Source organism: Novosphingobium kalidii (genome assembly GCF_040534015.1).
GTDB lineage: Bacteria > Pseudomonadota > Alphaproteobacteria > Sphingomonadales > Sphingomonadaceae > Novosphingobium > Novosphingobium kalidii.
Map to the genome: position 1 here is coordinate 159,914 of NZ_JBEWLY010000007.1, position 25,699 is coordinate 185,612.

Below are 25,699 nucleotides of genomic sequence, written 5' to 3' on the forward strand. Positions count from 1 at the left end.
CAATCATGAACAAGTTCGCCGACCTCCTTCAGCGCCTGGGTGCAAACCGCGACATGGCGCTTGCCGGCGGCGTCATCGCGATCATCGCGATGCTGATCATGCCGATGCCGGCCTGGCTGCTCGACCTTGGCCTGGCGCTATCGATCACGTTGTCCGTGATGATCCTGATGACGGCGCTCTTTATCGAGAAGCCGCTGGACCTCTCGGCCTTCCCGACGATCCTGCTCATCTCCACCATGCTTCGGCTCGGCCTCAACCTCGCTTCGACGCGTCTGATCTTGGGTCATGGGCACGAGGGCGTCGATGCGGCAGGCGGGGTGATCGCCGCTTTCGGCGAGTTCCTGATCGGTGGCGAGGTGGTGATCGGTCTCACCATCTTCATCATCCTGATGGTGATCAACTTCGTCGTCATCACCAAGGGCGCTGGCCGTATCGCGGAAGTGGCCGCGCGCTTCAGTCTTGACTCCATGCCCGGCAAGCAGATGGCGATCGACGCCGATCTCAATGCAGGCATGATCGACGAAGCGAGCGCCCGCGCTCGCCGCTCCGAAGTCGAGGCGGAGAGTGGCTTCTACGGCGCCATGGACGGTGCCTCGAAGTTCGTGAAGGGCGATGCTGTCGCCGGTCTGCTGATCACCGGCATCAACGTGCTCGTCGGCCTGGTCGTGGGCGTGGTGATTCACGGCCTCGCGATTGGCGATGCTTTCCATACGTACACCATCCTGACGGTGGGCGACGGTCTCGTCAGCCAGATTCCCGCGCTGATCGTATCCACTGCAGCGGGCTTGCTCGTCTCCAAGGGCGGCGTCGTCGGAAAAACGGGGGCGGCGCTCTCGCAGCAGCTCGGTCGCTACCCGAAGGCTTTCGGTATGGTCTCCTTCCTCATGGGCGCGCTGGCGCTCATGCCGGGCCTGCCGTTCATACCCTTCGCCGCTTTTGCGGGCCTGAGCGGCTGGTTGGCGTGGAGCCTGAGCAAGAAGGCGGAGGAATCCGCTGCGCGCGAACGGTACCTGGAGGCGCAGGAGCAGTCCAAAGCCGCGGAGAGCGAAGAGCCGGTCTCCCGCACCATCGCTCTGGACGCCATTCGCATCGAGATCGGCTATGGCCTGCTGCCCATTATCAATGAGGCCCGCGCCGAACCGCGCCTTGATGACCAGGTGCGCGCACTGCGCCGCAATATGGCGACGGAATACGGCTTCGTGCTGCCTTCCGTCCGGATCATCGACAATATGGCGCTGAAAGCCAACGAATACGTCGTCTTCATCAAGGAGACCGAAGTCGCGCGCGGCGAACTGCGCCTCGACAAGCTGATGGTAATCAACCCATCTGACGGGCCGACCAGCTTGCCGGGCGAAAGCACCCGCGAACCCGTGTTCGGCCTCCCGGCTCTGTGGATCGACCGGGACCTGCGCGAGGAAGCGGGCTTGCGCGGCGTGACTGTCGTGGACTGCGGCACCATTATCGCCACCCATCTCACCGAGCTGGTGAAGGACAACATCGCCGACATGGTCTCCTACATGGAGGTCCAGAAGCTGCTGAACGAAGTGCACAAGGATGCCGAAAAGCTGATCGCCGACATCATTCCGTCGAAGATCTCGATCTCGGGCGTGCAGCGTGTGCTGCAGAACCTGCTCAGCGAAGGCGTCTCCATCCGCGACATTCCCACCATCCTGGAAGGCATCGCCGAAGCCGTGGCGATGACGTCCAACATCGTGCAGATCACTGAGCACGTTCGCGGACGACTGGCGCGCCAGATCTCGGCCCAGCAAAGCCATGACGGCGCGATACCGATCGTTACCTTGTCTCCCGAATGGGACCAGGCATTCGCCGAAAGCATCGTAGGAATGGGGGATGAGCGCCAGCTCGCCATGGCCCCATCGACGCTGCAGTCCTTTATCGCGGCGGTACGCGACACTTACGATCGACTTGCCGCCGCAGGGGAAATACCTTGCATCCTCACCAACCCGATGATCCGCCCGTTTGTGCGCTCCATCGTCGAACGCGTGCGGCCTGCTACTGTCGTTCTCTCACAAAATGAAATCCACACGCGCGCTCGTGTCCGGGCAATCGGGATGGTGGGCTGAACCGTAGCCGCGCAATCCGTCCTATAATGATGTTCGGCGATGCATTCGCTTGAAGGGGTCCGAATGGAAATTGCAGCAACCGGCATGCTCTCGCACAGTGCCGCGAACACTGGAGCCAACGTGAGCGAAGGCGGTCCCGCCTTCGCTGCGGTATTAGGCGAAGTTGAAACCGGAACATCTCCCGCTGCCGCTACGGTTGCAACCCCGGCGCCTGTGCCGGTCGCGCTGCGCACTGCCGCCGGCGCCACGAACATGCCGCTATTGGCGAGTGCGGCGACCGTCCAGACGACGTCCGCCGGTCTGGCGCACGGCGCTCCCGCAGCAGGGGAACAAGCACTATTGGCTATGCCCGGCGCAGTCGAAATGCAGCCCCAGCCTGATCTGGTGGCGAGCGGCAAGTCGGTTTCCCAAGGAACTGCAGAGGCAGCCGTGCTCGCAGCGGCTGCGGAACCTAGCATAATGCAGGGCAGTGAGCTTGCACTTAAGGGAACTGCGGGGCCGACGGTCTCGAATCCCGGTGCCACGCCTGCTACCAAAGCGTCGGGCAAGCCAGAGCAGAAGCAGGTGGCGGACTTGATCGGGTCTCTAACTGCTCTCGATAGCCAGAACGGCGACACTAAAGAGCCGATTACGGCTCCTCAAGTGTCACCCGAAACGGCGCTGGTGGAGCTCGTGTCGCCCGATCCTGCAGACGAGATGCAGACAGAGACGGCCGCGGTTCCGGCTGCCTTGCAGGACGCGGCCTGGATGCCAGTCGCTGCTCCCACGCATCAGGCTCAGGAGCAGGGCGCCAAGGCGGAAACCAAGTCCCCAGAATTGTCGCTGGGCGGTAGCCCGCAGGCTGAAGCTGCCTCGGGTGAGACAGCCACCGGCACGTCCACATCCGGAGACGATAGCGCCGCCACCACGGGCGAGCCTTTCGCTCGCATGGTGTCGAGCGCTGCCCCAGAACGTCCGCAGCAGCAAACGAATGCGCCGGGTCCGCAGCCTATGGGGCAGGCCGCGAGCCAAGCCGTCGGCCAGCAGGCCCAGCCAGCATTGCAGCCGCTGCCCACAATCCATGCCGCGGCAGAGAGCCATCCTACCATGTCATTTCGCGCCGATAAGGTCGCGCAGGAAATGGGATTGGAAATCGCCAGGCGCGTTTCCATGGGTAGCGACGAGTTGGTTATTCGGCTCGACCCGGCTGAACTGGGCCGCATCAATATCCGCATGACCATGAACGAGCAGGGGCAGCTTCGCGCAGTGGTCGCTGCCGATGCGCCGGGCGTGCTGGAGGCGATCCGTGCCGATATACCGGAGCTCAGCCGCGCGCTGGAGCAGGCGGGAGTACGCACCGACAGCCAGAGCTTCCGCTTCGATCGTGGCAGCGGCAACGACTCCGGCAACCAGTGGCAGCAGCGCTATCAGCAGCAGCAGGCTGGCACCCGTAGCGACGATAGCAGTGGTCTTGGCGGAAGCGAAGATCCCACGACGTATCGACCCATGGCCACGAACGGCCGCATCAACATGATGGCTTAAGGATTTCCGATGACAAGCGTAAGCAACGCGACCCAGCAGTCCAACGTGGTCGCTCAAACCGGCCAGGCCGCAGCCAGTATGACGGGTGCGGACTTCAACATGTTCCTGAAGCTGCTCACCACGCAGATGCAGAACCAGGATCCGCTCGATCCGATGGATACTTCCGAATACACGCAGCAGCTCGTGCAGTATTCGCAAGTTGAGCAGTCGATGCAGCAAACGGGTGTCCTGCGCGATATCCTCTCGCGCCTCTCCGCCGCTGATATGGCACAAGCCTCCGGCTTCATCGGGCGCCAGGCCGAGTTCGACACCAACGTAGCGGGACTGACCGACGCAGGCGCAGAGTGGTCGTACAGCCTCCCGCGCGAGGCGGCTTCAATTACGGCCACGGTTAAGGACGCCAAAGGCGGAACTGTCGCGACGAAGAACTTGGAGCCGGGCACTGATGGTCGTTTTGTATGGGACGGCACCCTGGCGGGCGGCGGCACCGCACCAGGCGGGCAATACACGCTCACGCTGCAGGCGCTGGACGCCAGCGGCAAATCCGTGGCTCCAGTCATCCGCAGCGTTGGCGTTGTGGACAGCGTGACCTCCGTTTCCGGCAATGTCATGCTTGGGGTCAACGGCATCGAGCTTCCCTCAAGCACGCTGGTCAGCGTTGCCACGAAGGCGGGGAGCTAAGGCCTCGCCTGGATGTGGGGGCAGCGTCGCTCGCCTCTGAGCGGACCGCCCCCATCCTTTCGCAGTGTAAAGAAGCGGCAGCCGGAAACTCCGGGTCTGCCGCTTTTTTGTTTGCGCCCGGATCTGCAGGTTGCCGACCCGTCAGGACAGTCGTTTTCTGCTGTGCCTGTTACGCCCTCCACTATGAGTAGGTTCGCAGGCAGGGGCGGTTGCAAGCTCCAGCAGGCTCTGAGCCTTGCATATGGTAGAAGAGGGCAGGTCGACCGTCTTCGAGCCTGGAGAACCAAGCCCGCCCGTCTCACGATGGCGCCTTGTACGTAGCTACTGCAGGCGCACGGGGACGTGCCAGGTCAAGTCGCGGGTATGGGCGATGATCAGGCAAAGCTCGGCGTAGAGCCTGTCCCAATAGCGTGCCGGAACCTGGAAGGGGTCTCCGCCAGCGCCTTGGGTGACTTCGATAAGCGGGTTGGGTGCCACGACCAGATGGAAGCGCCGTGCCAAGCCCCGCAAGCTGTCCTCGTCGGGAAGACCATGCGGCAGGGCAAGCCTTGCCGACATGATGAAGCTGCTCAGGAGCTCAGCAGCCAAGGGGTCAAGCGCAACTTGTGGCACATCCGGGCGATCCGGAAGCTCAAGAGTGATCAGCGCGCCACCCCTATCCGCGACGACGCTCACGCGGAGGCGATCTCCGTTCTCGTCGATGATTTCGCGAATTCTAGGGAACACAAAGCCTCGCCTGTTTTCTTCAATCATTATAGAATGGTAAACGGGCGTACGCAGGCAACTCGCCGCATGCCAGCCCCGTACTGCTTCGAAAAAGTCCTGTATATCGGGCAGTCGCAAAGAAATGGGGCCGGAGTGTCTCCACTCCGCCCCCACGTCTCAGACCATCAAGTCCGTCTACCGTCATCACCGGGGTATCTCGGCTGAATGGCGGCACCGTTTGCAGGGCCGTGATTAAAACGGAAACAGTGCGTCGTAGATCTGCTGTGCCCAGCGCGCCTGCTGCACATCGGTGAGCTGGCCGCGGCCGCCATAGCTGATCCGCGCTTCGGCGATCTGGCTGTGACGGATGGAGTTGTCACGCGCGATGTCCTGCGGACGCACGATGCCCGAGACGATGAGTTCGCGCAGTTCGAAGTTCACGCGCATTTCTTGCCGACCGCGAATGACGAGATTGCCGTTCGGCAGCACGTCGGTGACGACAGCGGCCATCGTCATGTTGATCGTTTCGCTGCGTTCTGTCGACCCGGCGCCGCTCGTTTTTGAGGTCGAGCCGGCATCCACCAGTGACCCGGTGTCAGGATTGCCCGGCAGGAGCTTGCTAAGGGGCCGCTCGAGACCGAATAGCGAGGTCAGGCCTGCATTCTCGGAACTCGTCCGACTGCGCGAAGTGGTATTGTCGACACTCGCACGATCGCGGACATCAATGCGAATGGTCACGATGTCCCCGGTGACGGAGGCTCGCTGATCGCGGAATAGGCCGCCCGCGCCGGAACGGAAAAGCGAGGCTGTTGCCGGTGCTTGCTGCGGCTGACCTACTGGCGAGCGGGTGCTGAGCGGGTCCACGATGTCGGGCCGTGCAATCGAACGCTCCAGGATGGCAGTTTGCACCTCAGCTTGCGGAGAGAAAGCGGGAGCCTTCCCCACATTGGATAGCCGCCCAGCGGCGCCGCACCCGGAAACGAGGGGCGCGACCATCATCAGCGCAACAACAGTTTTCATTTTCATGGAAAGGGGCTCCCGATTGAAGGCGAACGCGTCAGCGCGCGAGGGTGCGCACGGCGCCGGAGCCTTCGACTTCGGCATCAAGGGTGCGGTTGGTGGAGTTGGCGACGACGCGGATCCGGTCGCCCATGGCGCCGTTGTCGAGCGAGCGACCAGTGGTGCTGATGAGCAGCGCGCCCGAACGGACGTAGATCGTCACCGGCTCGCCCCGACGGACAAGCCGAGGCGCTATGACGTCGCTGGCGCGAACAACGGAACCGGCGCCGAGGCGGCGTGCGGCTTCCATGCCGTTCGCCGCCTTTGGGCTGATCGCTCCACGCCCTTGAGATGCAGGCAGCGCCTCGACCGTGAAGTCGTCGATCGAGACGATTTCCCCACGCTCGACGATGCGGGCAAGGACGGGGGTCTCGACTGCAGTCGGAACGGCCTGCGCGGCGAGGAGGGCGAGGACAGTGCCCAGCATGATCAGCGCATCTGGCTCGTGGTCGAGAGCATCTCGTCGACCGTTTTTACCACGCGGCTGTTCATCTCATAAGCCCGCTGTGCCGTGATGAGGGCCGTGATTTCAGACACGGGATTGACGTTGGATGCTTCGAGGAAGCCCTGGCGGAGCGTTCCCAGGCCCGGCTCTCCCGGCGCGGCAATGTTCGGCTGACCCGAGGCAGCGGTTTCGGCGAAGAGGTTTCCGCCCAGCGCTTCAAGGCCGGCTTCATTCACGAACGTGGCGAGTTGGAGCTGGCCAACCTCCTGCAGCTGCGGGTCGCCATCGACTTTGACCTGAACAGCACCCGACGCAGAGATAACCACGTCGGTTGTCTCCTGAGGGACGGTGATACCGGGCTGGACCGGGTAGCCATCAGCGGTAACCAGTTCGCCCTGGTCAGACACCTGGAACGAGCCAGCGCGCGTGTAGTTGGTCGTGCCGTTGGGCATGAGAATCTGGAAATAGCCCTGACCTTCGATCGCCACGTCATAGCGATTGTCCGTTTGGGTAAGCGCTCCCTGGGTGCCGATGCGGTAGACGCCGCCAGTGCGCACACCCGCACCTATCTGGATGCCCGAAGGCGCACGCGCCTCCTGCCCGCCGGTGGTCGCACCGGGACGAGCAACCTGCTGGTAGAGCAAGTCCTGGAACTCGGCACGCTGCCGCTTGTAGGCGGTGGTGTTCATGTTCGCGATATTGTTCGAAATCACGTCGACGTTGGTCTGCTGTGCCAGCATGCCGGTGGAAGCGATGGATAAGGAACGCATGAGTTTTTCCTTTTAAGAATCTGAGTGTCAGCCGACGCGGCTGAGTCGTTCAATCGCGCGCTTGCGCATGTCGTTCAGCGCATCGGACATGCGCTGGCTGGTCTGGTAGGAGCGCAGGATCTCGACCATGTTCGTGGTCTCGATGATCGGCTCGACGTTCGAACCTTCCAGGCCGCCACTGCGCAAGCGAGTTTCGGCGGCGGCAAGAACGCGGCCACCTTCTCCGGCCATCATCCCGTCGCCGCGCGGCGTTACGGCGGCTTCGTTATCGAAAGCGGTGACGGAGAGACGGCCGAGTGGTCCTGCGAGGCCAGTGACCGTCCCGTCCTCGTCGATGCGCAAACCGACGGTCTGATCGGACGGGATGTTGATGGGCTGCCCGTTTTCGCCAAGCACTCGCATCCCTGCCGACGTGGCCAAGTCGCCGCTCTCCAGGACCTTGAGAGATCCCCCGCGCGTATAGGCGGTGCCGCCGCCAGGCGCTTCGACGGCGAGATAGCCGTTGCCTTGGATCATCACGTCGAGGTTGTTGCCCGTGGTCTGGAAGGCGCCGGCGCGAGTATCGTGCACCGCGCCATAATCCAGGACAAAGGAGACATTGCGAGCCGCGTCGACCGCGTTTTCGGCCCCCTGTTCCACGAACTCCCGAAAGACGGGCTGCTCGCGGCGGAAGCCGGCTGTGCTCGTGTTCGCCATATTGTTGGCAACCACGTCCATGCGACGGCGAAGCGCCTGTTCATGGCTTAAAAGCACGAAGGAAGAGACGTCCATTCACTCGCTCCGAAAAATTCTCGGGAAAAGTTCACTAGGCAGAAATTGCCGCCCACCCGCTCTATAATAGGAGAAAACCAGGGCATCCGGCGTCACACCGCCAATTTTGGTGAGCCACCGGTTACAAGGATTGAAAATGGCAGAATTGCAGGAGCTCGATCCGGGCGGAGCCGAAAGGGACGCCGGGGAAGAGAAGCTGGCCGTGAAGCCGGCTAATTCCAAGAAGAAGCTGATCATCATCGGCGCAGCCGCGGCAGTCCTCCTGCTGGGCGGCGGCGGCGTGGGCTACGCCATGATGAGTGGCGGCAAGTCGGAAAAGGCCGCCGAAAGCCACGGCGCTGAAGGCGCGGGGGTAGACACCTTCATCGACATTCCGCCGATGACTGTGAACCTGCGCTCCGCTGATGGCACGCCGCACTTTCTTCGTGTTCATCTGATGCTGGTGCCGACTTCGGCAGACAGACAGGACGAGATCACGAAGAAGTTGCCTTTGATCATCGACGCTTATCAGCCATTCCTGCGCGAATTGCGGCCCGAGGACCTCGCAGGTTCCGCAGCCACGTTCCGCCTTAAGGAAGAAATGCTGATCCGAGCCAACCAGCAACTGGGCGACGGTGTTGTCGCCGACGTTCTTATCCAGGACCTTGTTCAGCAATGAGCGATGATTGGGATTTCGATCTACCCGATCCCAAGCCGATGGTTATTGGCGAGGATCAGGAACTCGATCAGTTGGATATCGACGCACTGTTCGGTGACGTCGGTGCGCCTGCTCCACAAAAGAGTGGCTTGCGCGCGGTAATCGAGTCCGACGTGATCAATCACGAGCGTCTGCCGATGCTTGAGGTGATCGGCGACCGGGTGATCCGCACGTTCGCGACCAACATGCGCAATCTCACTTCGGATGCGATCGACGTGAGCCTGGAGGCAACAACCTCCGTACGCTTTGGCGAGTTCATGAACCGGGTTCCGCTGCCTGCGATGTTCGGAGTTTTCCGCGTCGAGGAGTGGGAGAACTACGGGATCGTTACTGTCGATTCCGCGCTGATCTATTCTGTTGTCGACGCCCTGCTGGGCGGACGGGGCAACGGCGGACCGGGGCGAACCGATGGACGCAGCTTCACCACGATCGAGACTTCGCTCGTCTCGCGCATGGTGGAACTGGCTCTGTCGGACCTTGCGGCAGCGTTCGAGCCGATCGCGCCGATTACGATCAAGCTTGAGCGGATCGAGACCAGCCCTCGATTTGCTGCGATCGCCGGGCCCAGCAACGTGACGGCTGTCTCCACCTTCCGCGTCGACATGGAAGGCCGCGGCGGAATGTTCAGCGTGCTGTTACCCTATGCGACGCTGGAGCCGGTGCGGAACAAGCTCCTTCAGCGGTTCATGGGCGAAAAGATGGGTCGCGACGCGATCTGGGAGGCGCACATGCGCGGCGAAATTCGCAAAACAGAGGTCACACTCGATGCGGTACTCGCCGAACGCTCCTTCTCTTTGTCTGAGATGCGAGGCCTGAAGGTGGGGCAGACGCTCCCTCTCGCCAAGCACCCCGACGATCCTTTCGAAATTCAATGCGGTGGAGTTCGTCTCGGCCGCGCCCAGCTTGGACAGCGCAACCAAAATATTGCCGTCCGCCTGGTCACTGACATCACCAAGGACTGAACGTCATGGGCTTCGCTACTTTCGTGAACATCATCACGGTTATCTTCTGCCTCGCCGTGCTTGTACAGAGCGTGCGGATGATGCGCAGCCTTGAGGCCGTCAAAGGTGCGGGCGCGGCGCTGCCGCAGTTGATCGAGGGGCTGGATTCAGCCACCAGCAGAGCCAGCAAGGTGCTGGGCGAGCTCAAGACCACGTTGTGCACGGATGCCGCCGCCAATGCGCGCATTCTGGCACAGGCGGAAGAGATCCGCGATGAACTCAGCGTGATGGTGGGGATCGCCAACGTTACCGCCGATCGCCTTCTTGAGGCGAGCAGCAAGCGCGGATCCGAAGAGGGCGTGGAACCTCTCGACCTTGAAGAAGAACTGGCATGAACCTGCGTCCTTCGCTTCTGATGCTTACCGCGGCTGCGGCAGGTGCTTCTGTGCTGGCCAATGGCGTCAGTGCTGCCAATCCTGCGCCTAGTGCACCTGAGACTCGGCTCGGTGCTTCGATCAAGCAGGACTTTGCCCAACGCGACCAGGAGGCCGCGCGCCGCGCCCGTGCACTTGAGCTGCGCGAGCAAGCTGCCCGAGCGGCTGAGCAGCGACTGCAGGCCGGCGGAGGCGCACCGCAGCGCGCCGCGGCAAACAGCCCACCAAGGGATGCGAACGAGGAACGCTTCTCCGAATTGGCGCGCATCTATCAAGCAATGCGTCCGAACCGAGCGGCTATCGTACTCGAGCAACTCGAAATGGACGTGCAAGTAGAAGTCGCTCGCCGCATGCGCGAACGCTCTACCGGGCTGATCCTGGCTAACATGTCACCGCAGCGCGCGGCGGCATTGACGATGGCTATGGCTCGTATGCCGCAGCCGCAAGCGCCATTCCCCTCGGCGGGAGGGCAAAGGGCGAAGCCATAAAGCGAAGAAGGACCGTAAAACAAAAAGGCCTTGAAGCGCGTGTGCGCTTCAAGGCCTTTTTGTTTTGACCTCCTGAGCGGTACGCTCAGGCGGGACTGGCTACCACTTCCACCACCAGAGCTCTGGTCACGCCAGGCTCCTCGCTTTGAAGCGCTTCAGTTAAATCCTTGCTCAGCATCTCGGCGTCGACTGGGCGAAATGGTGAGGCGTGCAGTCGGGAAAATTCCAGTGCGGCCGCGAGGGAGGCCGAACGTAGCCGCGGCAGAGCGGCCTCGATTCGCTCTGCTGCCTCGGCATCGTCTGCAGCGAGAAATGTTTTCACGCGAAACGTGCCATCGAGGCGGTCGCCGTCGATAATCGGCACCGCGATCTCCTGCATTGGCACGAGATGTGGCTCGAGCGCGGCGTTTTCGGTCTTGTCGGCTCCTGCTGTCGCAGCGACCGTGCCGCCCCCGGCTAAGGTCAATGCGGCGCCTGCCATTGTGATCGCCTTGCGCATGCAATTGTACTCCTGCGGCGGGTTCGTTCGGCGTGGCGCCGACCCGGGCTTGTTTCTCCTATAATGGAAGAGTTGACAGGATATTGAGGTGACGGGCGGATGAGCCGCAATCAGAAGCCGGGCAAATTCAAGCTGGTGGGCTCCGGCGCGCAACCCAACTACGGTCGCCGTGCCGGCGATGCGATGCCGGGGGACCCGAAGGTTGCTCCCGGCGATCCGCAAGCTCCCGCTCCTATCGTTGCCGCCGAGGGATCCGGTTCCCCCGGATTGCTTCTTCCGTTGCTCTTTCTGGCGGCCTGCGCCGCCGGAGGGATGGCTACCGTGTACTTCGGGCTGGTCGGGGGAACACCTGCATGAAACTTTCGCTCCTCCTTCTGCTGGCGGGCGCAAGCACGGCCGGCGTTCCGCGCGGGTCCAGCCAGGCGCCGCTCGCGCCCGCTCCGCTTCACGTGCAAATGCCCAAATCCGACACAGCCGCTCGGTCCGAGGAGGCAAAGGCGGTGCGGGCTGCGCGCTTTCCCGGATTCGCGCCGGAGCTTGCCGACATGGCTCGCATCAATGGACCTCAAGGCTGGGGCGGGCTGACAAGGCAACAGGCGCTCGAAGCTTTGGGCCGGTCGCAGCCAACCACGCGCCAAGCTGCGCGGTGGGGTTATGCGAAAACTCTGATCGCTCAGGAGCGCTATGCGGATGCATGGGGCGTCCTCGACGTCATGTTGAAGGACGATTCCGATCTGGCGCTGGTTGCCAATTTCGAACTTGCTCGCGGCGTCGTCCTTGCCGCCTTGGCGCGACCGAAAGAGGCGCTGACGGCACTGAGCCGTGAAGAGCTTGGCAGCAATCCGGAAGCATGTTTCTGGCGAGCGCGGGCTCTGGCAATGTCCGGCCGGGATGAAGAGGCGCAACGCGAAGTGGGTTGTGCCCGCGCCGCTCTTGCGGCTCGCACGGGAGCCCAGCGGGTCCCCTTCCTTACAGAGCTGGCCAAGGCCGCGCTAGCGAGCGGGCAGCCAGAGCGGGCGCTGCGCTGGCTGAATGCCGCGCCCGATGCAGATGCTGCCGCCAACATCATGCGCGGTCGAGCCCACCTCGCGATGGATGACTTCGGCAGGGCCCGCATTCGGCTCGGTCGTGCGGAGCGCCACGGCAATGAGGAACAGCGCTATCAAGCTCGCTTGGCGCTGATAGACCTCGCTGTCTCGCAGAGAACCATGGCGTTGCCGCAGGCGCGCAGCGAAGTCGATCACATCCGTTTCGTCTGGCGCGGTGGAGCTATCGAGGAACAGGCCCTGCGCCTTAGCTATAAGCTGGCCAAGAAGGCGGGCGACGAGGGTGGAGCTATTGCAGCGGGCGCGACGCTCGTCCGCTACTTTGAACTGGGTCCCGACCTTCCGTCGCTTCTTGCCGAAATTCAGACGCGGCTATCTGGTTTGCTGGCCCCCCAGAACAAGATGCCTTTGGAAAAGGCTGCTGGAATTTACTGGGATTATCGGGACATGATGCCGGCAGGCGGGGAGGGGGACCGTTTGGTCGTCCAGCTTGCAGACCGGCTGCAGGCGGCAGGTCTCTATGCCCGTGCCGCAGAGTTGCTGGAACACCAGTTGCGGCATCGTGCACTCGACGTAGCACAGGGACCGCTTTCCGTGCGCGTCGCCACTCTCCACATCCTCGCTGGGCGCCCAGATCGTGCGCTCAAGGCGGTGAAAGACACTGAGAGAACCATTTTCCCGCAGGAGATGCTGTGGGATCGCGCCCGCATCGAGGCCGTGGCCCTGTATCAGACCGGCAAGAAAGAACAGGCGCTGGCGGTGCTCGAAGATGTACCGGGCGCGAGCGGCCTGAGGGCCGAGCTGCTGTGGAAGCGGCGCGACTGGAACCGCCTCGTCGCCGAGAGCGCGGCGGATCTGCCGCCTCCTGAAGGCCTCACCGAAGTGAGACAGGCGGTCGTGCTGCGACACGCGATCGCGCTGGGCATGCTGGGCCGGGAAGGGGAGCTGGCTCGCCTCCGCAGCCGCTATGCGGCCGGCTTTGCGGGACTACCGACAGCTCCTGCTTTCGACATGCTAACCCAAAACCCCACCAGTGTTGACGCGGATAACCTCTCCCGCGCAATGTCGGCAATACCCGCCGCCAGTCCGGCAGGGGCTTACGCGGATCTCCTCGACGTCGCACCGTCCGCACCGTCCGCGCCGCAGCGCAAGTGAGCCCTTGTGGCCGGCTCGGCTTAAGGCCGCGGCCGGCCTGCTGAACGGCACCGGTATGGGCACTCCGTTAGCGCGGTGCTAACCTGCGGAATGTTTGCTGCGGAAGAGGTCGGCAGGATCGCCCAGCACATAAGGTCCTGGCCCGCTGCGGCTGCCGGTGTCCGTCTGGCAACCGCACCAACGAAGATACCCCGCAAACCCGAGCTCGCCCTTCAAGGTAGGAAGCTTGCCCGTTTTGGGCCAGGTTTCCATCTGGCGCGGCAGGTTCACGATCCTGGTCGGGCATCAACGGGTGCTCCGAACCCGCGCGTTCGCCTGGAGCTTGAATGAAGAGGAGCCCGACCCTCCCGGCACTGCACGTGCGGGAAGGCCGGGCTCCAAAGGGATACTAAAGGAAAGTACTGGCTGCTTAGCGCAGGTACTGCACCAAGCTCAGGCCGGAGAGTTGCGAGAAGACCGAATAGGAGGCTTCCAGCACGGTTTGGCGCATCTTCAGCTCGGATCCCACTTCGGCCAGATCAGCATCCTCGCTGCGCGAGATCAGTTCCTTGAGGAGGATGGCGCGGTCCTCCGAGCGCGTGCCGAGCGTCTCGATCTGAGCTTGCTTGCGGCCGTTTTCGGCGTTGATCGAGCGAATATCTATCAAACCGCTTTCGATCTGCTTGATCGCGTCGGAAAGCGTTGCCTTCTGGGCGTCAGTCACGGTCTCGCCGATAGGCCCCATCTCGGCGAGCGTACGGAAGCCCTCCATGATCTTGGAGCCCAGATCGCTGGCGAGGACGCCGAACTTGACGTCGAGCCCCTCTGACACCCGCGCAGACGCACGATTGCGGTCGTTGATGAAGTTATCCGCGACGGGAACGCCGACCAAGTCCGATAGCTTTTCCGGCGTGAACGGAAGTTGGTCCGTGCGCGAGCCCGCGAAAAGCGGCACGCCGCCTTCGTCCGCGTTTAGAGCAGAGCGAACCTGCTGGAATGCAGCGTCGATCGCTTCCTGGAGACCAGCCGATCCCCCGGTGCCTACCGCGTTGAGCGCTGCCACCCGCAGCGATTCTGCAGAAGTCTCGATGCCGGCCACGTTGGCATCCTGGATGGACAGGGTCGTGCCCAGCCTTTTGATAACCGCAGCGTGTGCGTCCTGCCGAGCAAGAAGCGAGTGCGCCGAAAGCGTGCGTACTGCGTCTGTGCCCAGATCAGCATAATTCTGCGCCTTTTTACCGGACGCAAGCTGGAGCTGTGTCGCGGAGAGCTTCTGCTGCGAGCGCTGGATGGCATTGAACATCGTGCGCTGCATTGGGATGGAGGCAACCCTGGTCATCTTATCGTTCCTTTCAACCCACCATGTCGAGGAGGGTGTCGTACATCTGCGTAGCGGTAGACATCACTCGCGCCGCGGCTGAGTAGCTGTTCTGGAACACAATCAACTGCGACAGCTCTTCGTCGATGTTTACTCCCGAGAACGAGTCCCGGCGGTTAACTGCATCGTCCCGGCGCGCGGCTGCGTCGGTCAGCGATGCGCCGGCCTGCGCAGATTGCATGGCAGCCCGACCGATGACACCGCTTGCGAAGCGCTCGATCGTAGAGCTTCCTTCCTTGCCGAAGTCCGCCGCTTTGGACAGCTTGTCCACGAAAGCGGTGGCGCCGCGCACGTCGCCGGCGCCGACGGCCTTGGTGCCGATTGCAGCCGTCGTATCGAGCCGAGCCAATGGAAGCCGGCGTGGGGTTCCAACCAACACCGGCAGCACTTCTGCGCTTGCAAGGCCGTTGGCGGCTCCTGTCAGACCCGCGAGGGACGAAAACGACCGCCCGGTTCCATATCGACTGGTGGAGTCGGCAGGTATGCTCAGCGATGCTCCGCTCAACGCAGAGGTCGGCATGAACTGAAACCGGCCGCGGTCGTCCAGGGAGAACGATCCGTAGGCTGCAAGCGGACTGGCGTTGAGCTCCGTAACGAGATCGCCCATCGTCCCGCCAGTGGTCGGTGAAAGCGTATACCCGGTCAACGAGCGTCCACTTGCGTCCCGCAGGACGATTTCCGTCGTTTCCCCCGTCGTGAAACCATGCGGATCGCCCGCTGCCAAGCCGGATGGCACGAGCGCACTATCAGCGCTGCGGACGATATCGTTCAACCCGAAGTATTGGGAAAATCCGATGCCCGCTCGGTTACTTGGCTGCGTCGGGTCTTGTGCGACTGCCACGCCCTGCGCCGCATCCGTCGCTGTGATCGTCAGCTTGCCATCCACGAACGAAGCCGTGGCGGCTCCAGCAAGTCCTGCGTTGATCGCGGCGACTGCCCCATCGACTGTACTGGGGGTCAGCGTGCTGAAATCGATCGCGGTCTTTGCGACAAGATCGCCGTTCGCCTTCAGGACCGCGAATGTGGCGCTGCCGGTAAAGCCAAGCCGATCGGTCCCGATCAAGCCGGTTTGCCGACCTTCCAAGACGTTGGGAGCAGGAACGGAGGTCCCTTCGTTCGCCACCGCGTTGAGTGTTTCGGCAAGGCCGCCGAAAAGGACCCCCACCTGGTCGGCAAATTGAGGCAGGGCTCTATCGCGCAGGTCGATAAGACCGCCCAGCTTGCCCCCCACGGCAGCGGAATCGATACGATCTCCAGTGGAGGCGCCATTCGCAAAGCGGATGTCGACCGGCGGGTAGGTCGGCTGAGCAACGCCCTGACCCGCGACGGGGTAGGAAAGCTGCCGCAAGCGCCGATCCAGCAGAACCGTGCCAGAAGCGGTGTCGATGGTCACGCGGCCGTCCGGCTGGTCGCGCACCGTCACGTTCATCAGGTTGCTCAGTTCCTCCAACGCCGTCATGCGCTGGTCGGCTGCACCAGCGGAGCTGCGGCCAAGTCCATTTAGCTGCGCTACTGTGTCATTGAGGTCGTGAATGCGCTTGAGGAGACCGTTCACCGTATCGATGGTGTGGCCGACCTCGGTCTCGACATCCCCGCGCAGAGTTGCGACATCGGTGTCGAGCTGCTGCATGGTGTCAATAGCGTCGCCGATCTGCTGAGTGAAAGCAGCAAGCGTCTGCTCCGATCCCGGCGACCCTGTCATCGCGACAGCAGCGCTTGAAATGGCATCCAGACGGGCAGTCAAGCCGGATGGCGCTCCGGGAGCACCGAGCAGTGATTGCAGCCGGTCGAGATAGTTGGAGGTGATGTCGGCGCGGCCCATTTCGCCGGAACGGCGATAGACAGCCGTTTCCAGAAAACGGTCGGCAATCCGGTCTGGCTCGCTGACCACCACGCCGCTTACCCGGCCAGAGGTGACGCCTGTCGCAAACGAGACGCGCTCGCGGGCATAGCCGGGCGTGTTCACATTCGCGATGTTTGCGGAAGTCGTGCGCAGACCGGATTGCGAAGCGCCAAGGCCGGAGAGCGCTGATCCCAAGATATCGTTTAGTGACACGTGACTTCTTCCTGATGGAGCGGCGGGTGGTCAGTCGAGAAGGCGATCAGCGCTTCAGGTTGCCGAGCTCCTGCAGCATGTCGTCCACCGTGGTGATGATCTTCGACGAGGCGCTGTAGGCACGCTGGAAGCGGATCATGTTGGTGAATTCCTGGGCCAGATCGACGTTGGAAGCCTCCAGCGTTCCCGCTTTGATGTTACCGCCTCCAAGCTTTCCTGGCGCGTTGATCGCGAAGTTACCCGAGGAACCCGATGTGATGAACGCGTTGCCGGACAGGCGCGTGAGGCCATCCGGGTTCTGGAAAGTGGCAAGTGGAAGCTGGAACACTTCGCGCGCGGTTCCGTCCGAGAAGATCGCACTGACCTTACCTTCGGCCGAGATCTCGACAGAGGCAATCGTGCCAAGCAGACCGCCGTCCTCAGAGGACGAAATACGGCTGGACTGGCCCGAGAACTGGGACAGACCATCAAGCTGGCCATTGCTGCCAAGTTCGAGTTGGATCGGTCCGGCAGCCGCACCGTTGGTCCAGCCAACGTTAAGCGTATCGAACAGCGCCGGGCTCGACCCTGCGCGGTTCAGCGTGCCGTCAGGATTGAAAACAACGTCACCGCTGGCGAGTAGTCCGCCGGCTGCAGTCACATCAGAGGCAGGGACCGCGTAGATTTCGCCTTTCCATGTGTTGGCGCCGGTCTTCAGGTACGAAAGCTTCAGAGTGTGAACACTGCCCTGGGCATCATAGACGTCGACCGTATGCGTGAAGTGGGGCTGGATGGCCGTGGCGCTCGTCGGGTTCGTCGCGTATTCGGCCATGGTGCCTGCCGTGTAAGTCTTGGCGGGAGTAAAGGCAGCCGGATTGTGTGGGACCTGGTCCGAAGCAAGATTGGCGCGAAGCTGGATGCGGCCAGTCGCTGCAGCCGAACCGGTCAGTTCGCTTACTCGCACGGCTTCGAGGTTGCTCGTGCTGATCGGCTGGCCTTGAGCGTCAAGGCGCCAACCCTGAAGGTAAAAGCCGCTGGTGTTGCGCAGATAACCTTCGAGATCGGGCTTAAAAGAGCCGGCGCGGGTGAAGGCGAGATCAGCGTCGGGGCCGCTGCCGCTGCGCGTCACGAAGAACCCTGCGCCTTCGATGCCGAGATCCATTCCGCTCGCCGAAGCCTGTAGCACGCCCTGCTTGGATATCATCGCCTGTGGCGCTGCGGAGACGCCGCCTGCTGAATAGGAGTTACCCAGACGACCGTCGGTAACCAGTGTGCGAAACTCGGCGCTGACGCCCTTGTAACCGATCGTGTTGATGTTGGTGATGTTGTCGGCGACGATCGCCATCGCGGACGACTGGGCGCTGAGGCCGGACACGCCAGAGTAGAGTGCGGAGTAGAGGCTCAACAGGGGTCTCCCTTGGAGAGGTGATGCGCACGGCCGAATGCCGTTGCCTGCCCAGCAATTATAGGACGAAGTACGGCAGAGGCTGTGACTCAGTAAAAAATCGTATCACGGCGCCGGTGACTGTCAGCTTCGTCCTATAACGGGGCAAGCACCAAGAGGATCAGCCGCATGCTTCGGATTTCACTGCGCGAAGGCGAGAAGATCGTCGTGAATGGAGCCGTCATGAAAGCGGTTGGTCGCGAAAAAATCCTGGTCGGGAAAAAGGTCTCGATCGGATCGGCGAACGGGCTGCACGCAGCAGCTTGAACTAGCTCTTTGACCTGAACAACCTCGAGTTTTCACTATGCCGAGTATCGCTTCCGCAGCGCGCGCGATCCGCGAACTGACGCCTGATTGCCGTTTCGGCAAAGTGGTGGCGGTCCGCGGTGCCCTGATCGAAGTGGCTGGTCTTGCCGGAGCCGCTCAGATCGGATCGCGTGTCGAAATCTCGACCGAGACGGGGCAAGTCGAAGCCGAAGTCACCGGCCTTGACCACGACATTGCCCATTGCATGCCGTTTCGCGATCCACAGGGGGTGGCGTCGGGTGCCCGCGCAGACCTTGTGGCCACCAGTTTTGGCCTGCGGGCGGACAGTAGCTGGCTCGGCCGAATGATCGATGGCCTCGGCCGCCCGATCGATGGCAAGGGCCCGCTGCCTTTGGGACCAGTATCGCGGCCAATCAAGGCTTCGCCGCCGCCAGCTGCGGCACGGGGGCGCGTGGGCGAGAAAATCGATACAGGGGTGCGCGCACTCGATGTTTTTGCACCGCTTTGCCGCGGTCAGCGGCTTGGCCTGTTCGCAGGCTCCGGCGTTGGCAAGTCAGTGCTGCTCTCGATGCTCGCACGGTGGACCCAATGCGACGTGGCGGTGATCGGTCTGATCGGAGAACGTGGCCGCGAAGTGCAGGAGTTCGTCGAAGACGATCTTGGAGCTTCAGGCCTGGCACGGTCCGTCGTAGTGGTGGCCACGTCCGACGAGCCAGCGCTTATGCGTCGGCAGGCGGCCTGGACAACGCTCGCTGTCGCCGAACACTTTCGCGACCAAGGCCTCAACGTCTTGTGCCTGATGGACTCGGTCACACGCTTCGCCATGGCCCAGCGCGAGATCGGCCTCGCCTCGGGCGAACCGCCGGCGACCAAGGGCTACACGCCGACCGTTTTTGCCGAATTGCCACGTCTTCTGGAACGAGCCGGACCGGGGCTTGCCGGGCAGGGCAGTATCACCGGCCTGTTCACAGTACTCGTTGACGGCGACGACCATAACGAACCGGTTGCCGATGCCGTGCGCGGCGTATTGGACGGTCACGTCGTCATGAGTCGCCGCATCGCCGAGCGGGGCCGCTACCCCGCGATCGATTTGCTCAAGTCCGTGTCGCGCACCTTGCCGCGCGCCCACACCGAGGAAGAGAACACGCTTCGCCTCGGCGCGCGAAGTATCCTGTCGCTCTATGCCGACATGGAAGAGATGGTGCGCCTCGGAGCCTACAAGTCGGGCGCGAGCCCTGAGGTGGACCGCGCCATCGCGCTTGCGCCGCGCATCGAAGCGCTGCTGGGCCAGGGCAAGGACGACCAAGGGTTCCGCGCCGGAAGCTTCGCCGCGCTTCAAGAGATCCTTGAGACCACCGCCAGCCCCGTCGATATTGAGGAAGTTGTCGCATGAGGACACCCTACTGCTCGGCCATTGGACTTCAGCGCCGTGAAGTCGATCAACTCCGCATATCCATCGGTGTCGAAATGGGCCGGCTTACTGACGTCGAGCGGCGCCAGACGGAGATCGAGGCGAACGTATGCCGCGAACGCGTGATCGCGGCGGGCGCCTTGAACGTTCCGGCCACGGCATACTTCGCCCGGATGCGGGCAGAGCGGTCGCAACTTGAGGAGAATCAGCGAACCATTGACGCCCGCGTTGCTCGGCTTCGATCGCAGGCGCGCGAAGTCTACGGTTCGCTGAGCGCCATAGAAGGTGCCGCCACCCGCTATCGCGATGAAGAGGCCCGCCGCATTGAAGGCGCTGAGCAGTCAGCTATCGATGATCGAGCCGCGGCCGACTTCCTTTCGAAAGTGCGCGTTGTTCGTGCAGCAGCCGGTCGACGTCGATGATGGACAGGGGAGAGATTTCCGCACTCAGCCCAACACAGCGCGCTGATCTGATCTATCGCCAGGCGCGGTCCGAGCTGACCCAGGGTCTGTGGCGGGCGGCGCTGGGGGATGATCGGGCTCGGGATAGCCAAGCCACCTCCTGGAGCCAGCCAATGGGACAGGCGAGCGGGCTTGACGCGCTGCTCGCCGTGATGGCGCAAGGCGATGCGCCTCCCCGCTCATGCGAAACGGCGGCTCCCCGCCAAGCCGTCCTCGCGTCCGAGCCGCGCTCCGCCCTGCCGTCGAACGTCTCCAGCGCTGACATGCCGCTTCGCGCAGAGGCGCTTGGTCCTAACGCACGTCACGCGGATTCGATCACTCGGGCTGCCGAACGCACGGGAATTCCCGCGACTGCGCTGGCTTCCATCATCGATGCCGAAGCAGGCCGTGCGAGAGACGGCACCTGGAACGTGCATTCGCGCAACCCGCGTTCCAGCGCCGCCGGACTTGGCCAGTTCCTCAGTGGCACCTGGGAAGCCGAAGCAGAGCGGCCCGGCACTTGGCTCAACGCTGAGGCGAATCGGCGCGGATGGTTAAACGGAGCAGGGCAGGTGACGGCCGGGTCGCGAAGTTCGCTCCTGACGCTTCGCTACGATCCGGAAGCCTCGATCCAGACGATCGCGGATTATGCAAATGGTAACCTGCAACGGCTTAAGCGCGCAGGAGTCAAGGTTGATGGTGACGTCGAGAGCGTTGCCAAGGCCGCTTACCTGGGCCATCATCTAGGGCCCTGCGATGCTGCTAAGTTTCTGGATGGCGGGCTTAATCCCGCTCGGGCGCAGCGACTTCTGGCAGCCCAGGTCGGTCCTGATGAGGCGAGTCGCCGGCTTGAAGAGGCGGGAAATGCCACGGACGCGCATCGTCGCTGGCTGAACGCCTACGCTGATCGTCGGATTAACCCGGATCGCTTCGCCTAAAAAAGTTAGGTACGCGTTTTTACCTATGGGTATGGTTACCACGACTACAGAAGGTCTGGAGCAAAAGAGGTCTCACGGGAGGCGACGGGGGGTCGCCGCCAAGGAAGCCGGGATCACGCTCCGATGTCCAAGATCACCATCGCTTTGGAAGCCGCTGTCGCTACGGTTATCGAAAACCGTCCCAATGAGGGGGAGCGGCAAACTGCTCGCCAGCGCGCCAATGTCGATAAAGCCTTCGCCAGGATACTGAAGCTCATCGCACCGCGCATCCGCCACTTCATACGCCAGTATGGCTTGGTGGCTCACTGGGACGACGCTGAACAGTGCTGCGCCATCGGCGTGCACCGCGCCATCGAAGGCTACGATCCGACGAAGGCTCAGTTCACCACGTTCGTGAATTGGCAGCTTCGCGGTGAACTGCAGAGCTTGCGCTTCCGCCTGATGACGGATCAGCGCGCGTCGGCCAAGAAGGTGGAGGCGACGACCGTCTCACTTCATGCGGCAGCGAGCGGCCCCGAAGGGGAGGAGACCTCGCTGGAGGGCATGATTGAGGACGAAAGCGCACTGGAGCTCACCGAGAGCGGCGCCTCGGAGTACCTCGCGAAGCGGAGCACCAGCGCTCTTCTCGAAGAGTACGTCCGCCACAACCGGGCGCTCGGCCTTGAGCAGTTGCGTCGTCGCCCTCAGCCCAAGCGCGCACTGCGCCAGCCGACGGAGGCTACGGAACAGCGGTCTCCGTTCAGCCGTCTCGATCCGATTGAAGTTCAGAAGCTAGAGGACAAGTTGGCCCGCGACCGTCAGATCCTGGAGCGACGCGTATTCGAGGAAGCGACGCTTGACGAAGTCGGCGCTGGCACCGGGATCACAAAGGAACAGATCCGGCAAATCAGCAAGCGCGCGACTAAGGGGCTGGCCGAACTCGCATCCACTCAACCGCGCTTTGCCATCATGGCCGATTATGGCGTCACTGCAGCCAAGGCCGCCAAGGCGAAGCCGGCGCAGATCCAGGTGGAAGTCCCTCAGATCGTTGCGCACAGCGGTGTGAGCCTGCTTCCCGACCCCGCGCTGTCACACAACCGCGCCTTGCGTGTCGTTGCAGTCGATAGTGTCGACTCTTCCTCTTCGTTTGCCGACGCAACAGAGGTTCGTTCCGACGTCATGCTGAAGGCCGCCAGCGCCAGTGTTCTAGGTTCGCTGGCAGCCTGATTGGGGTAGTCGGGCATCTCAGCTAAATGCTGCGCCTCGGGGCGCGGCGTTTCTCTCTCTTGGCGCCGCGCCGGGCTCAACTGCCCGGCGCGGCTTTCCGTTGCGCCGGTCTCAGGCGTTGTGTCGACACCATCTCGTACGCCCGCCCGGCTCCCGCGAGGCTACATCTGAATAGCGAGGCATTTGCCTCCAGCGCTGAGGCTATGCATCAGGGGCGAGCACCACATCCCTCGTAAACTACTTGGAAATTGCGTGTGGGCGATGCAACATGCATAAAAGTGCCAACAAGGCGGCTATAAGCTGAAAAAAAGGGGGAAGAACATGATCGTAGTAGGGGCGTCCGCTGGTGACACCGACCTTTCAGGAAGTTCCCGTGCTACTCTGTTTGCGGCCTTAGAAGCGGCCTGCTCTTGCCGCTGCCGAAGCTTGGCGCTTTCTTTGCGCCGCCCTGACGAGAAGGTTCGCGGCGACAGGGTGCTGTGCCGTCAAGTTGAGCGGGAGCGAACCACCATCCGCTTTGCTGCACCGATCACCGTTCGGAAGAGGTAAGCAGTGCCCACTCGAACGATCTACGTTGTCGATGATGATGACGCCGTCCGTGACTCGTTGCGCAGCCTTCTGGCCATACATTCAAACCTTCTGATCCACTGTTATCGTTCAGGTAGCGCTTTCCTTGAGCAGGTGGACGAGCTCGAGCCGGGCGTGCTGCTGGTCGATTACCACATGCCGGGCGTCAGCGGCATCGACGTGCTTCGCGACATCGACCGAAGCAAGTTCATGACGATCATGCTCACTGGTCATGCCAGCGTGAGCCTTGCCATGGATGTGATCCGCGCCGGTGCCGTCGATTTCCTGGAGAAACCCTACGAGCCTAAGCGCTTGCTGGATATCGTTGATGCCACCTTCGAAAGGCTTGAGCAGAACCGCGCGGCCGATGCCCGCGTTGCGGCAGCACAAGCTAAGGTCGACCGCCTTTCAGCGCGGGAGAAGGCGGTACTTGAGGGGCTGATCCGTGGTCATGCCAACAAGGTGATCGCCCATGAACTCGATATCAGCCCCCGCACAGTGGAGATTCATCGGTCCAAGCTGATGGATAAGCTGGAAGTGAGCAGCCTTTCCGAAGCGCTACGGCTTTCCTTCGCCGCCGGTCTGGTTTCAATCGAATGATCGGCGGCTGCGCCACTCCTACGCATCAATCTAGAGCCGAAGCGCACGTCCGAGCCAACATCGCGAATCGAAAAAAATCGTTTTCCCTGCCGAGTGAGTGAACCAACTTTCCTATAACTTTCTAGTGCTTTGCGCTGCCTCCAGGCGGCGTTGCAAAAGAAATCGAGGACGGTTCATGACCTTTATCAGCAACATGAAGATCGCCGGAAAGGTTACGGCCCTGCTAATCATGCTGGGCGTCGTCACTCTTGGCCTTGCGATCCTCAGCTACCAGACAATCTCTTCCATTGACGCCGAGTACACGGACCTGGCGGACGAGACGCTACCAGCGACGACCGATCTCGTGCGTACCAATCGGCGCGCTGTCGAGATGGTTCTCGCAGGCTACCGTGCCATGAATGCGGAAGGCGCGAGCTCAGAAGCACGTGCTGCCGCCGAATTCGCGAAGGCGTCGAACGAAGCCGGACGCGGGAATCTCGATAACGCGGTGAAAAGGGACCCGGCTCTGGCTAGTGATATTGCAAAGTTTCGCCAGCGGTTTGAGCAGGTGAGCGGCACTGCCTTGAAGGCGATTGAGCTCGCCCTCGCGAACCGTGATGGAGAGGCCGCGCAGGTCCTTCGAGCAGCGGACCGGGAAGTCGACGATCTCTCCAGGGCTTGGACGGAATACAATAAGGCTCGTGTCGACGAGAGCGACCGCAGAACCGACGAACTCGCTGCAACGGCGGGATCGCGCGCTTTCTGGATGCTTGTGATGAGCCTTGTGGGCGTCGGCGGTGGTGTAGCGGTCGCGATATTCGCCTCCAACAAAGCAATCGTGGCACCCCTCAGCCGCCTTCAGGAAACAATGCGCCACCTGGCGGCTGGCAACAACAAGGTTGCTGTTGAAGGAGTTGAGCGTGGCGACGAGGTTGGCGCGATGGCCAAGACAGTGCTCGTGTTTCGCGATGCGGCCGTTGCCCAAGAGCGCGCCGCCGCGGATAAAGCCAAGTCCGACGCGGAACAGAAATTTGTCGTCGACACGGTTTCGGAGAAGCTTGCCAGCGTGTCGGAGGGCGACCTCACGGCTGAGATCAAGGCCGATTTCCCACCCTCTTACGTCGATCTGCGCACAAACTTCAACTCCGCGCTGACGAATCTGCGCGAGTTGATCGGCTCGGTGATCGAGAGTTCTCACAGCCTTCGCACCGGATCGAGCGAGATCGCCCACGCGTCGGAGGACCTTGCTCGCCGCACTGAGAGCAATGCTGCGAGCCTGGAGGAAACCTCGGCTGCGCTGGCGCAGATCGACGGCCGCATCAAGGCTACAGCCGAAGCCGCTGGCCGTACGGTAACGCGCGCCGATGAAGCCATCAGCACCGTGTCGGGCGGACGCGTCGTTGCCGACGAAGCAGTCCAGGCTATGAGCCGCGTGCGTGCAAGCGCGAAAGGCATCGACGAAGTTATCGAAGGCGTGGACAAGATCGCGTTCCAGACCCGCGTTCTCGCCATGAACGCCGCCGTGGAAGCAGGTCGTGCGGGTGACGCGGGTCGCGGCTTCGCGGTCGTGGCTGATCTAGTCAGTGCGCTCGCCATGCGTGCCGAAGAGGAAGCGAAGCGTGCCCGCGATCAGCTGACGGTGACTCAGACCGACATCGTTACCGCCGTCGAGGCGGTGCAGCGGGTCGACGGCGCCTTGGCAGGCATCTCCGAAGGTGTCGGCGAAGTTCACCAGCTGCTGGGCGGCATGGCATCTGACAACCAGGCTCAGGCCTCCGCGATCAGCCAGATCAGTGTTGCCGTGAACAACATGGATCAAGCTACGCAGCAGAATGCCGCGATGGTTGAGGAAACTTCGGCTGCCGCACGCAACCTGAACAGCGAATCTGAAGCTCTTGCGGGCAAGGCTGGTCAGTTCAGAATCAGTAATAGCAGCAAGTCGACCAAGGCAATGGCGAAATCCTCAGCCAGCTTCATGCCTCCGGTCGCAAACAACCAGGCTCCTCCGGCGAGTGTCAAGACCAAGCCGAACGGCAGCGGCAACGGCAGTCTTGTCACCGCATCTGCGGGAGATGACTGGACCAGCTTCTGAGGCGTGTCAGGTTTACCGGAAAGACACAGACTTGGGCGCTCAGCGCTAGCTGGTCGACCGCAAACGA

At 62.4% G+C, this 25,699-nt stretch carries 25 protein-coding genes; 16 read left to right on the forward strand and 9 right to left on the reverse strand.

The features are described from left to right. Window positions 1–5 precede the first annotated feature (5 nt). From flhA to ABVV53_RS02670, 3 genes are all read left to right on the forward strand, one after another. The gene (gene flhA / locus ABVV53_RS02660) at window positions 6–2,084 is read left to right on the forward strand and encodes a flagellar biosynthesis protein FlhA (RefSeq protein ID WP_353982775.1); all 2,079 of its coding nucleotides are present in this window, start codon (window positions 6–8) and stop codon (window positions 2,082–2,084) included. Between the two features lie 63 nt (window positions 2,085–2,147). Then, on the forward strand, window positions 2,148–3,605 hold the full coding sequence (locus tag ABVV53_RS02665; RefSeq protein ID WP_353982776.1) for a flagellar hook-length control protein FliK: 1,458 nt from the start codon (window positions 2,148–2,150) through the stop codon (window positions 3,603–3,605). Window positions 3,606–3,614: 9 nt separating this feature from the next. Next, window positions 3,615–4,286: a flagellar hook assembly protein FlgD gene (locus ABVV53_RS02670; RefSeq protein WP_353982777.1), complete on the forward strand. Its 672-nt coding sequence runs from the start codon at window positions 3,615–3,617 to the stop codon at window positions 4,284–4,286. Between the two features lie 321 nt (window positions 4,287–4,607). On the opposite strand, the gene ABVV53_RS02675 is transcribed toward ABVV53_RS02670, so the two are convergent. From ABVV53_RS02675 to ABVV53_RS02695, 5 genes are all read right to left on the reverse strand, one after another. Continuing rightward, entirely contained in the window at window positions 4,608–5,012 is a 405-nt protein-coding gene (locus ABVV53_RS02675; RefSeq protein ID WP_353982778.1) for a hypothetical protein, read from the reverse strand. A gap of 231 nt (window positions 5,013–5,243) precedes the next feature. Next, a complete protein-coding gene (gene flgH / locus ABVV53_RS02680) occupies window positions 5,244–6,011 on the reverse strand; it encodes a flagellar basal body L-ring protein FlgH (protein WP_353982880.1) in 768 nt (255 codons plus the stop codon). A gap of 37 nt (window positions 6,012–6,048) precedes the next feature. After that, entirely contained in the window at window positions 6,049–6,477 is a 429-nt protein-coding gene (gene flgA / locus ABVV53_RS02685) for a flagellar basal body P-ring formation chaperone FlgA (RefSeq protein ID WP_353982779.1), read from the reverse strand. A 2-nt stretch (window positions 6,478–6,479) separates the two neighbouring features. Continuing rightward, a complete protein-coding gene (gene flgG, locus ABVV53_RS02690) occupies window positions 6,480–7,265 on the reverse strand; it encodes a flagellar basal-body rod protein FlgG (RefSeq protein WP_353982780.1) in 786 nt (261 codons plus the stop codon). A gap of 27 nt (window positions 7,266–7,292) precedes the next feature. Then, window positions 7,293–8,036 carry a flagellar hook-basal body complex protein gene (locus tag ABVV53_RS02695; RefSeq protein ID WP_353982781.1) on the reverse strand — a complete coding sequence of 248 codons (744 nt, stop codon included), beginning with the start codon at window positions 8,034–8,036 and terminating at the stop codon, window positions 7,293–7,295. A gap of 136 nt (window positions 8,037–8,172) precedes the next feature. On the opposite strand from ABVV53_RS02695, the gene ABVV53_RS02700 reads away from it, so the two are divergent. From ABVV53_RS02700 to ABVV53_RS02715, 4 genes are read left to right on the forward strand one after another with little or no spacing between them, the layout of a single operon-like run. Then, complete coding sequence (locus tag ABVV53_RS02700) at window positions 8,173–8,694, forward strand: flagellar basal body-associated FliL family protein (RefSeq protein ID WP_353982782.1); 522 nt, start codon at window positions 8,173–8,175, stop codon at window positions 8,692–8,694. After that, on the forward strand, window positions 8,691–9,695 hold the full coding sequence (fliM, locus tag ABVV53_RS02705; RefSeq protein ID WP_353982783.1) for a flagellar motor switch protein FliM: 1,005 nt from the start codon (window positions 8,691–8,693) through the stop codon (window positions 9,693–9,695). Before ABVV53_RS02700 ends, fliM begins: the two co-directional genes overlap by 4 nt. 5 nt (window positions 9,696–9,700) lie before the next feature. Beyond that, entirely contained in the window at window positions 9,701–10,069 is a 369-nt protein-coding gene (locus ABVV53_RS02710; protein WP_353982784.1) for a DUF6468 domain-containing protein, read from the forward strand. Further along, the gene (locus tag ABVV53_RS02715) at window positions 10,066–10,596 is read left to right on the forward strand and encodes a MotE family protein (RefSeq protein WP_353982785.1); all 531 of its coding nucleotides are present in this window, start codon (window positions 10,066–10,068) and stop codon (window positions 10,594–10,596) included. Before ABVV53_RS02710 ends, ABVV53_RS02715 begins: the two co-directional genes overlap by 4 nt. Before the next feature lie 85 nt (window positions 10,597–10,681). On the opposite strand, the gene ABVV53_RS02720 is transcribed toward ABVV53_RS02715, so the two are convergent. Continuing rightward, entirely contained in the window at window positions 10,682–11,095 is a 414-nt protein-coding gene (locus ABVV53_RS02720; RefSeq protein WP_353982786.1) for a hypothetical protein, read from the reverse strand. A 99-nt stretch (window positions 11,096–11,194) separates the two neighbouring features. On the opposite strand from ABVV53_RS02720, the gene ABVV53_RS02725 reads away from it, so the two are divergent. Together ABVV53_RS02725 and ABVV53_RS02730 are read left to right on the forward strand one after the other, a co-directional pair. Beyond that, a complete protein-coding gene (locus tag ABVV53_RS02725) occupies window positions 11,195–11,452 on the forward strand; it encodes a hypothetical protein (RefSeq protein WP_353982787.1) in 258 nt (85 codons plus the stop codon). Continuing rightward, window positions 11,449–13,296: a tetratricopeptide repeat protein gene (locus ABVV53_RS02730; RefSeq protein ID WP_353982788.1), complete on the forward strand. Its 1,848-nt coding sequence runs from the start codon at window positions 11,449–11,451 to the stop codon at window positions 13,294–13,296. The genes ABVV53_RS02725 and ABVV53_RS02730 overlap by 4 nt, the downstream gene beginning before the upstream one ends. A 409-nt stretch (window positions 13,297–13,705) precedes the next feature. Here ABVV53_RS02730 and ABVV53_RS02735 read toward each other — a convergent pair whose 3' ends face one another. Genes ABVV53_RS02735 through ABVV53_RS02745 form a run of 3 tightly spaced genes read right to left on the reverse strand, consistent with a single transcriptional unit; the run spans window position 13,706 to window position 18,093 of the window. After that, a complete protein-coding gene (locus tag ABVV53_RS02735) occupies window positions 13,706–14,614 on the reverse strand; it encodes a flagellin (protein ID WP_353982789.1) in 909 nt (302 codons plus the stop codon). A 13-nt stretch (window positions 14,615–14,627) separates the two neighbouring features. Further along, window positions 14,628–16,709 (reverse strand): flagellar hook-associated protein FlgK, encoded by a 2,082-nt coding sequence (gene flgK, locus ABVV53_RS02740; RefSeq protein ID WP_353982790.1) that lies wholly within the window; start codon window positions 16,707–16,709, stop codon window positions 14,628–14,630. Window positions 16,710–16,755: 46 nt separating this feature from the next. After that, window positions 16,756–18,093 (reverse strand): flagellar hook protein FlgE, encoded by a 1,338-nt coding sequence (locus ABVV53_RS02745; RefSeq protein WP_353982791.1) that lies wholly within the window; start codon window positions 18,091–18,093, stop codon window positions 16,756–16,758. Between the two features lie 168 nt (window positions 18,094–18,261). On the opposite strand from ABVV53_RS02745, the gene ABVV53_RS02750 reads away from it, so the two are divergent. The 7 genes from ABVV53_RS02750 to ABVV53_RS02780 all read left to right on the forward strand — a co-directional run bounded on the left by ABVV53_RS02750 (window position 18,262) and on the right by ABVV53_RS02780 (window position 25,632). Continuing rightward, the gene (locus tag ABVV53_RS02750) at window positions 18,262–18,399 is read left to right on the forward strand and encodes a hypothetical protein (protein WP_353982792.1); all 138 of its coding nucleotides are present in this window, start codon (window positions 18,262–18,264) and stop codon (window positions 18,397–18,399) included. Between the two features lie 37 nt (window positions 18,400–18,436). Then, entirely contained in the window at window positions 18,437–19,792 is a 1,356-nt protein-coding gene (gene fliI, locus ABVV53_RS02755; protein WP_353982793.1) for a flagellar protein export ATPase FliI, read from the forward strand. Continuing rightward, entirely contained in the window at window positions 19,789–20,232 is a 444-nt protein-coding gene (locus ABVV53_RS02760; RefSeq protein ID WP_353982794.1) for a hypothetical protein, read from the forward strand. Before fliI ends, ABVV53_RS02760 begins: the two co-directional genes overlap by 4 nt. Then, window positions 20,229–21,188 carry a lysozyme family protein gene (locus ABVV53_RS02765; protein ID WP_353982795.1) on the forward strand — a complete coding sequence of 320 codons (960 nt, stop codon included), beginning with the start codon at window positions 20,229–20,231 and terminating at the stop codon, window positions 21,186–21,188. The genes ABVV53_RS02760 and ABVV53_RS02765 overlap by 4 nt, the downstream gene beginning before the upstream one ends. A gap of 123 nt (window positions 21,189–21,311) precedes the next feature. Continuing rightward, a complete protein-coding gene (locus tag ABVV53_RS02770; protein WP_353982796.1) occupies window positions 21,312–22,394 on the forward strand; it encodes a sigma-70 family RNA polymerase sigma factor in 1,083 nt (360 codons plus the stop codon). Between the two features lie 552 nt (window positions 22,395–22,946). Beyond that, window positions 22,947–23,561, forward strand: coding sequence for a response regulator transcription factor (locus ABVV53_RS02775; protein WP_353982797.1), 615 nt, complete (start codon window positions 22,947–22,949; stop codon window positions 23,559–23,561). A 175-nt stretch (window positions 23,562–23,736) separates the two neighbouring features. Then, entirely contained in the window at window positions 23,737–25,632 is a 1,896-nt protein-coding gene (locus tag ABVV53_RS02780; RefSeq protein ID WP_353982798.1) for a methyl-accepting chemotaxis protein, read from the forward strand. The last annotated feature ends 67 nt before the right edge of the window (window positions 25,633–25,699 follow it).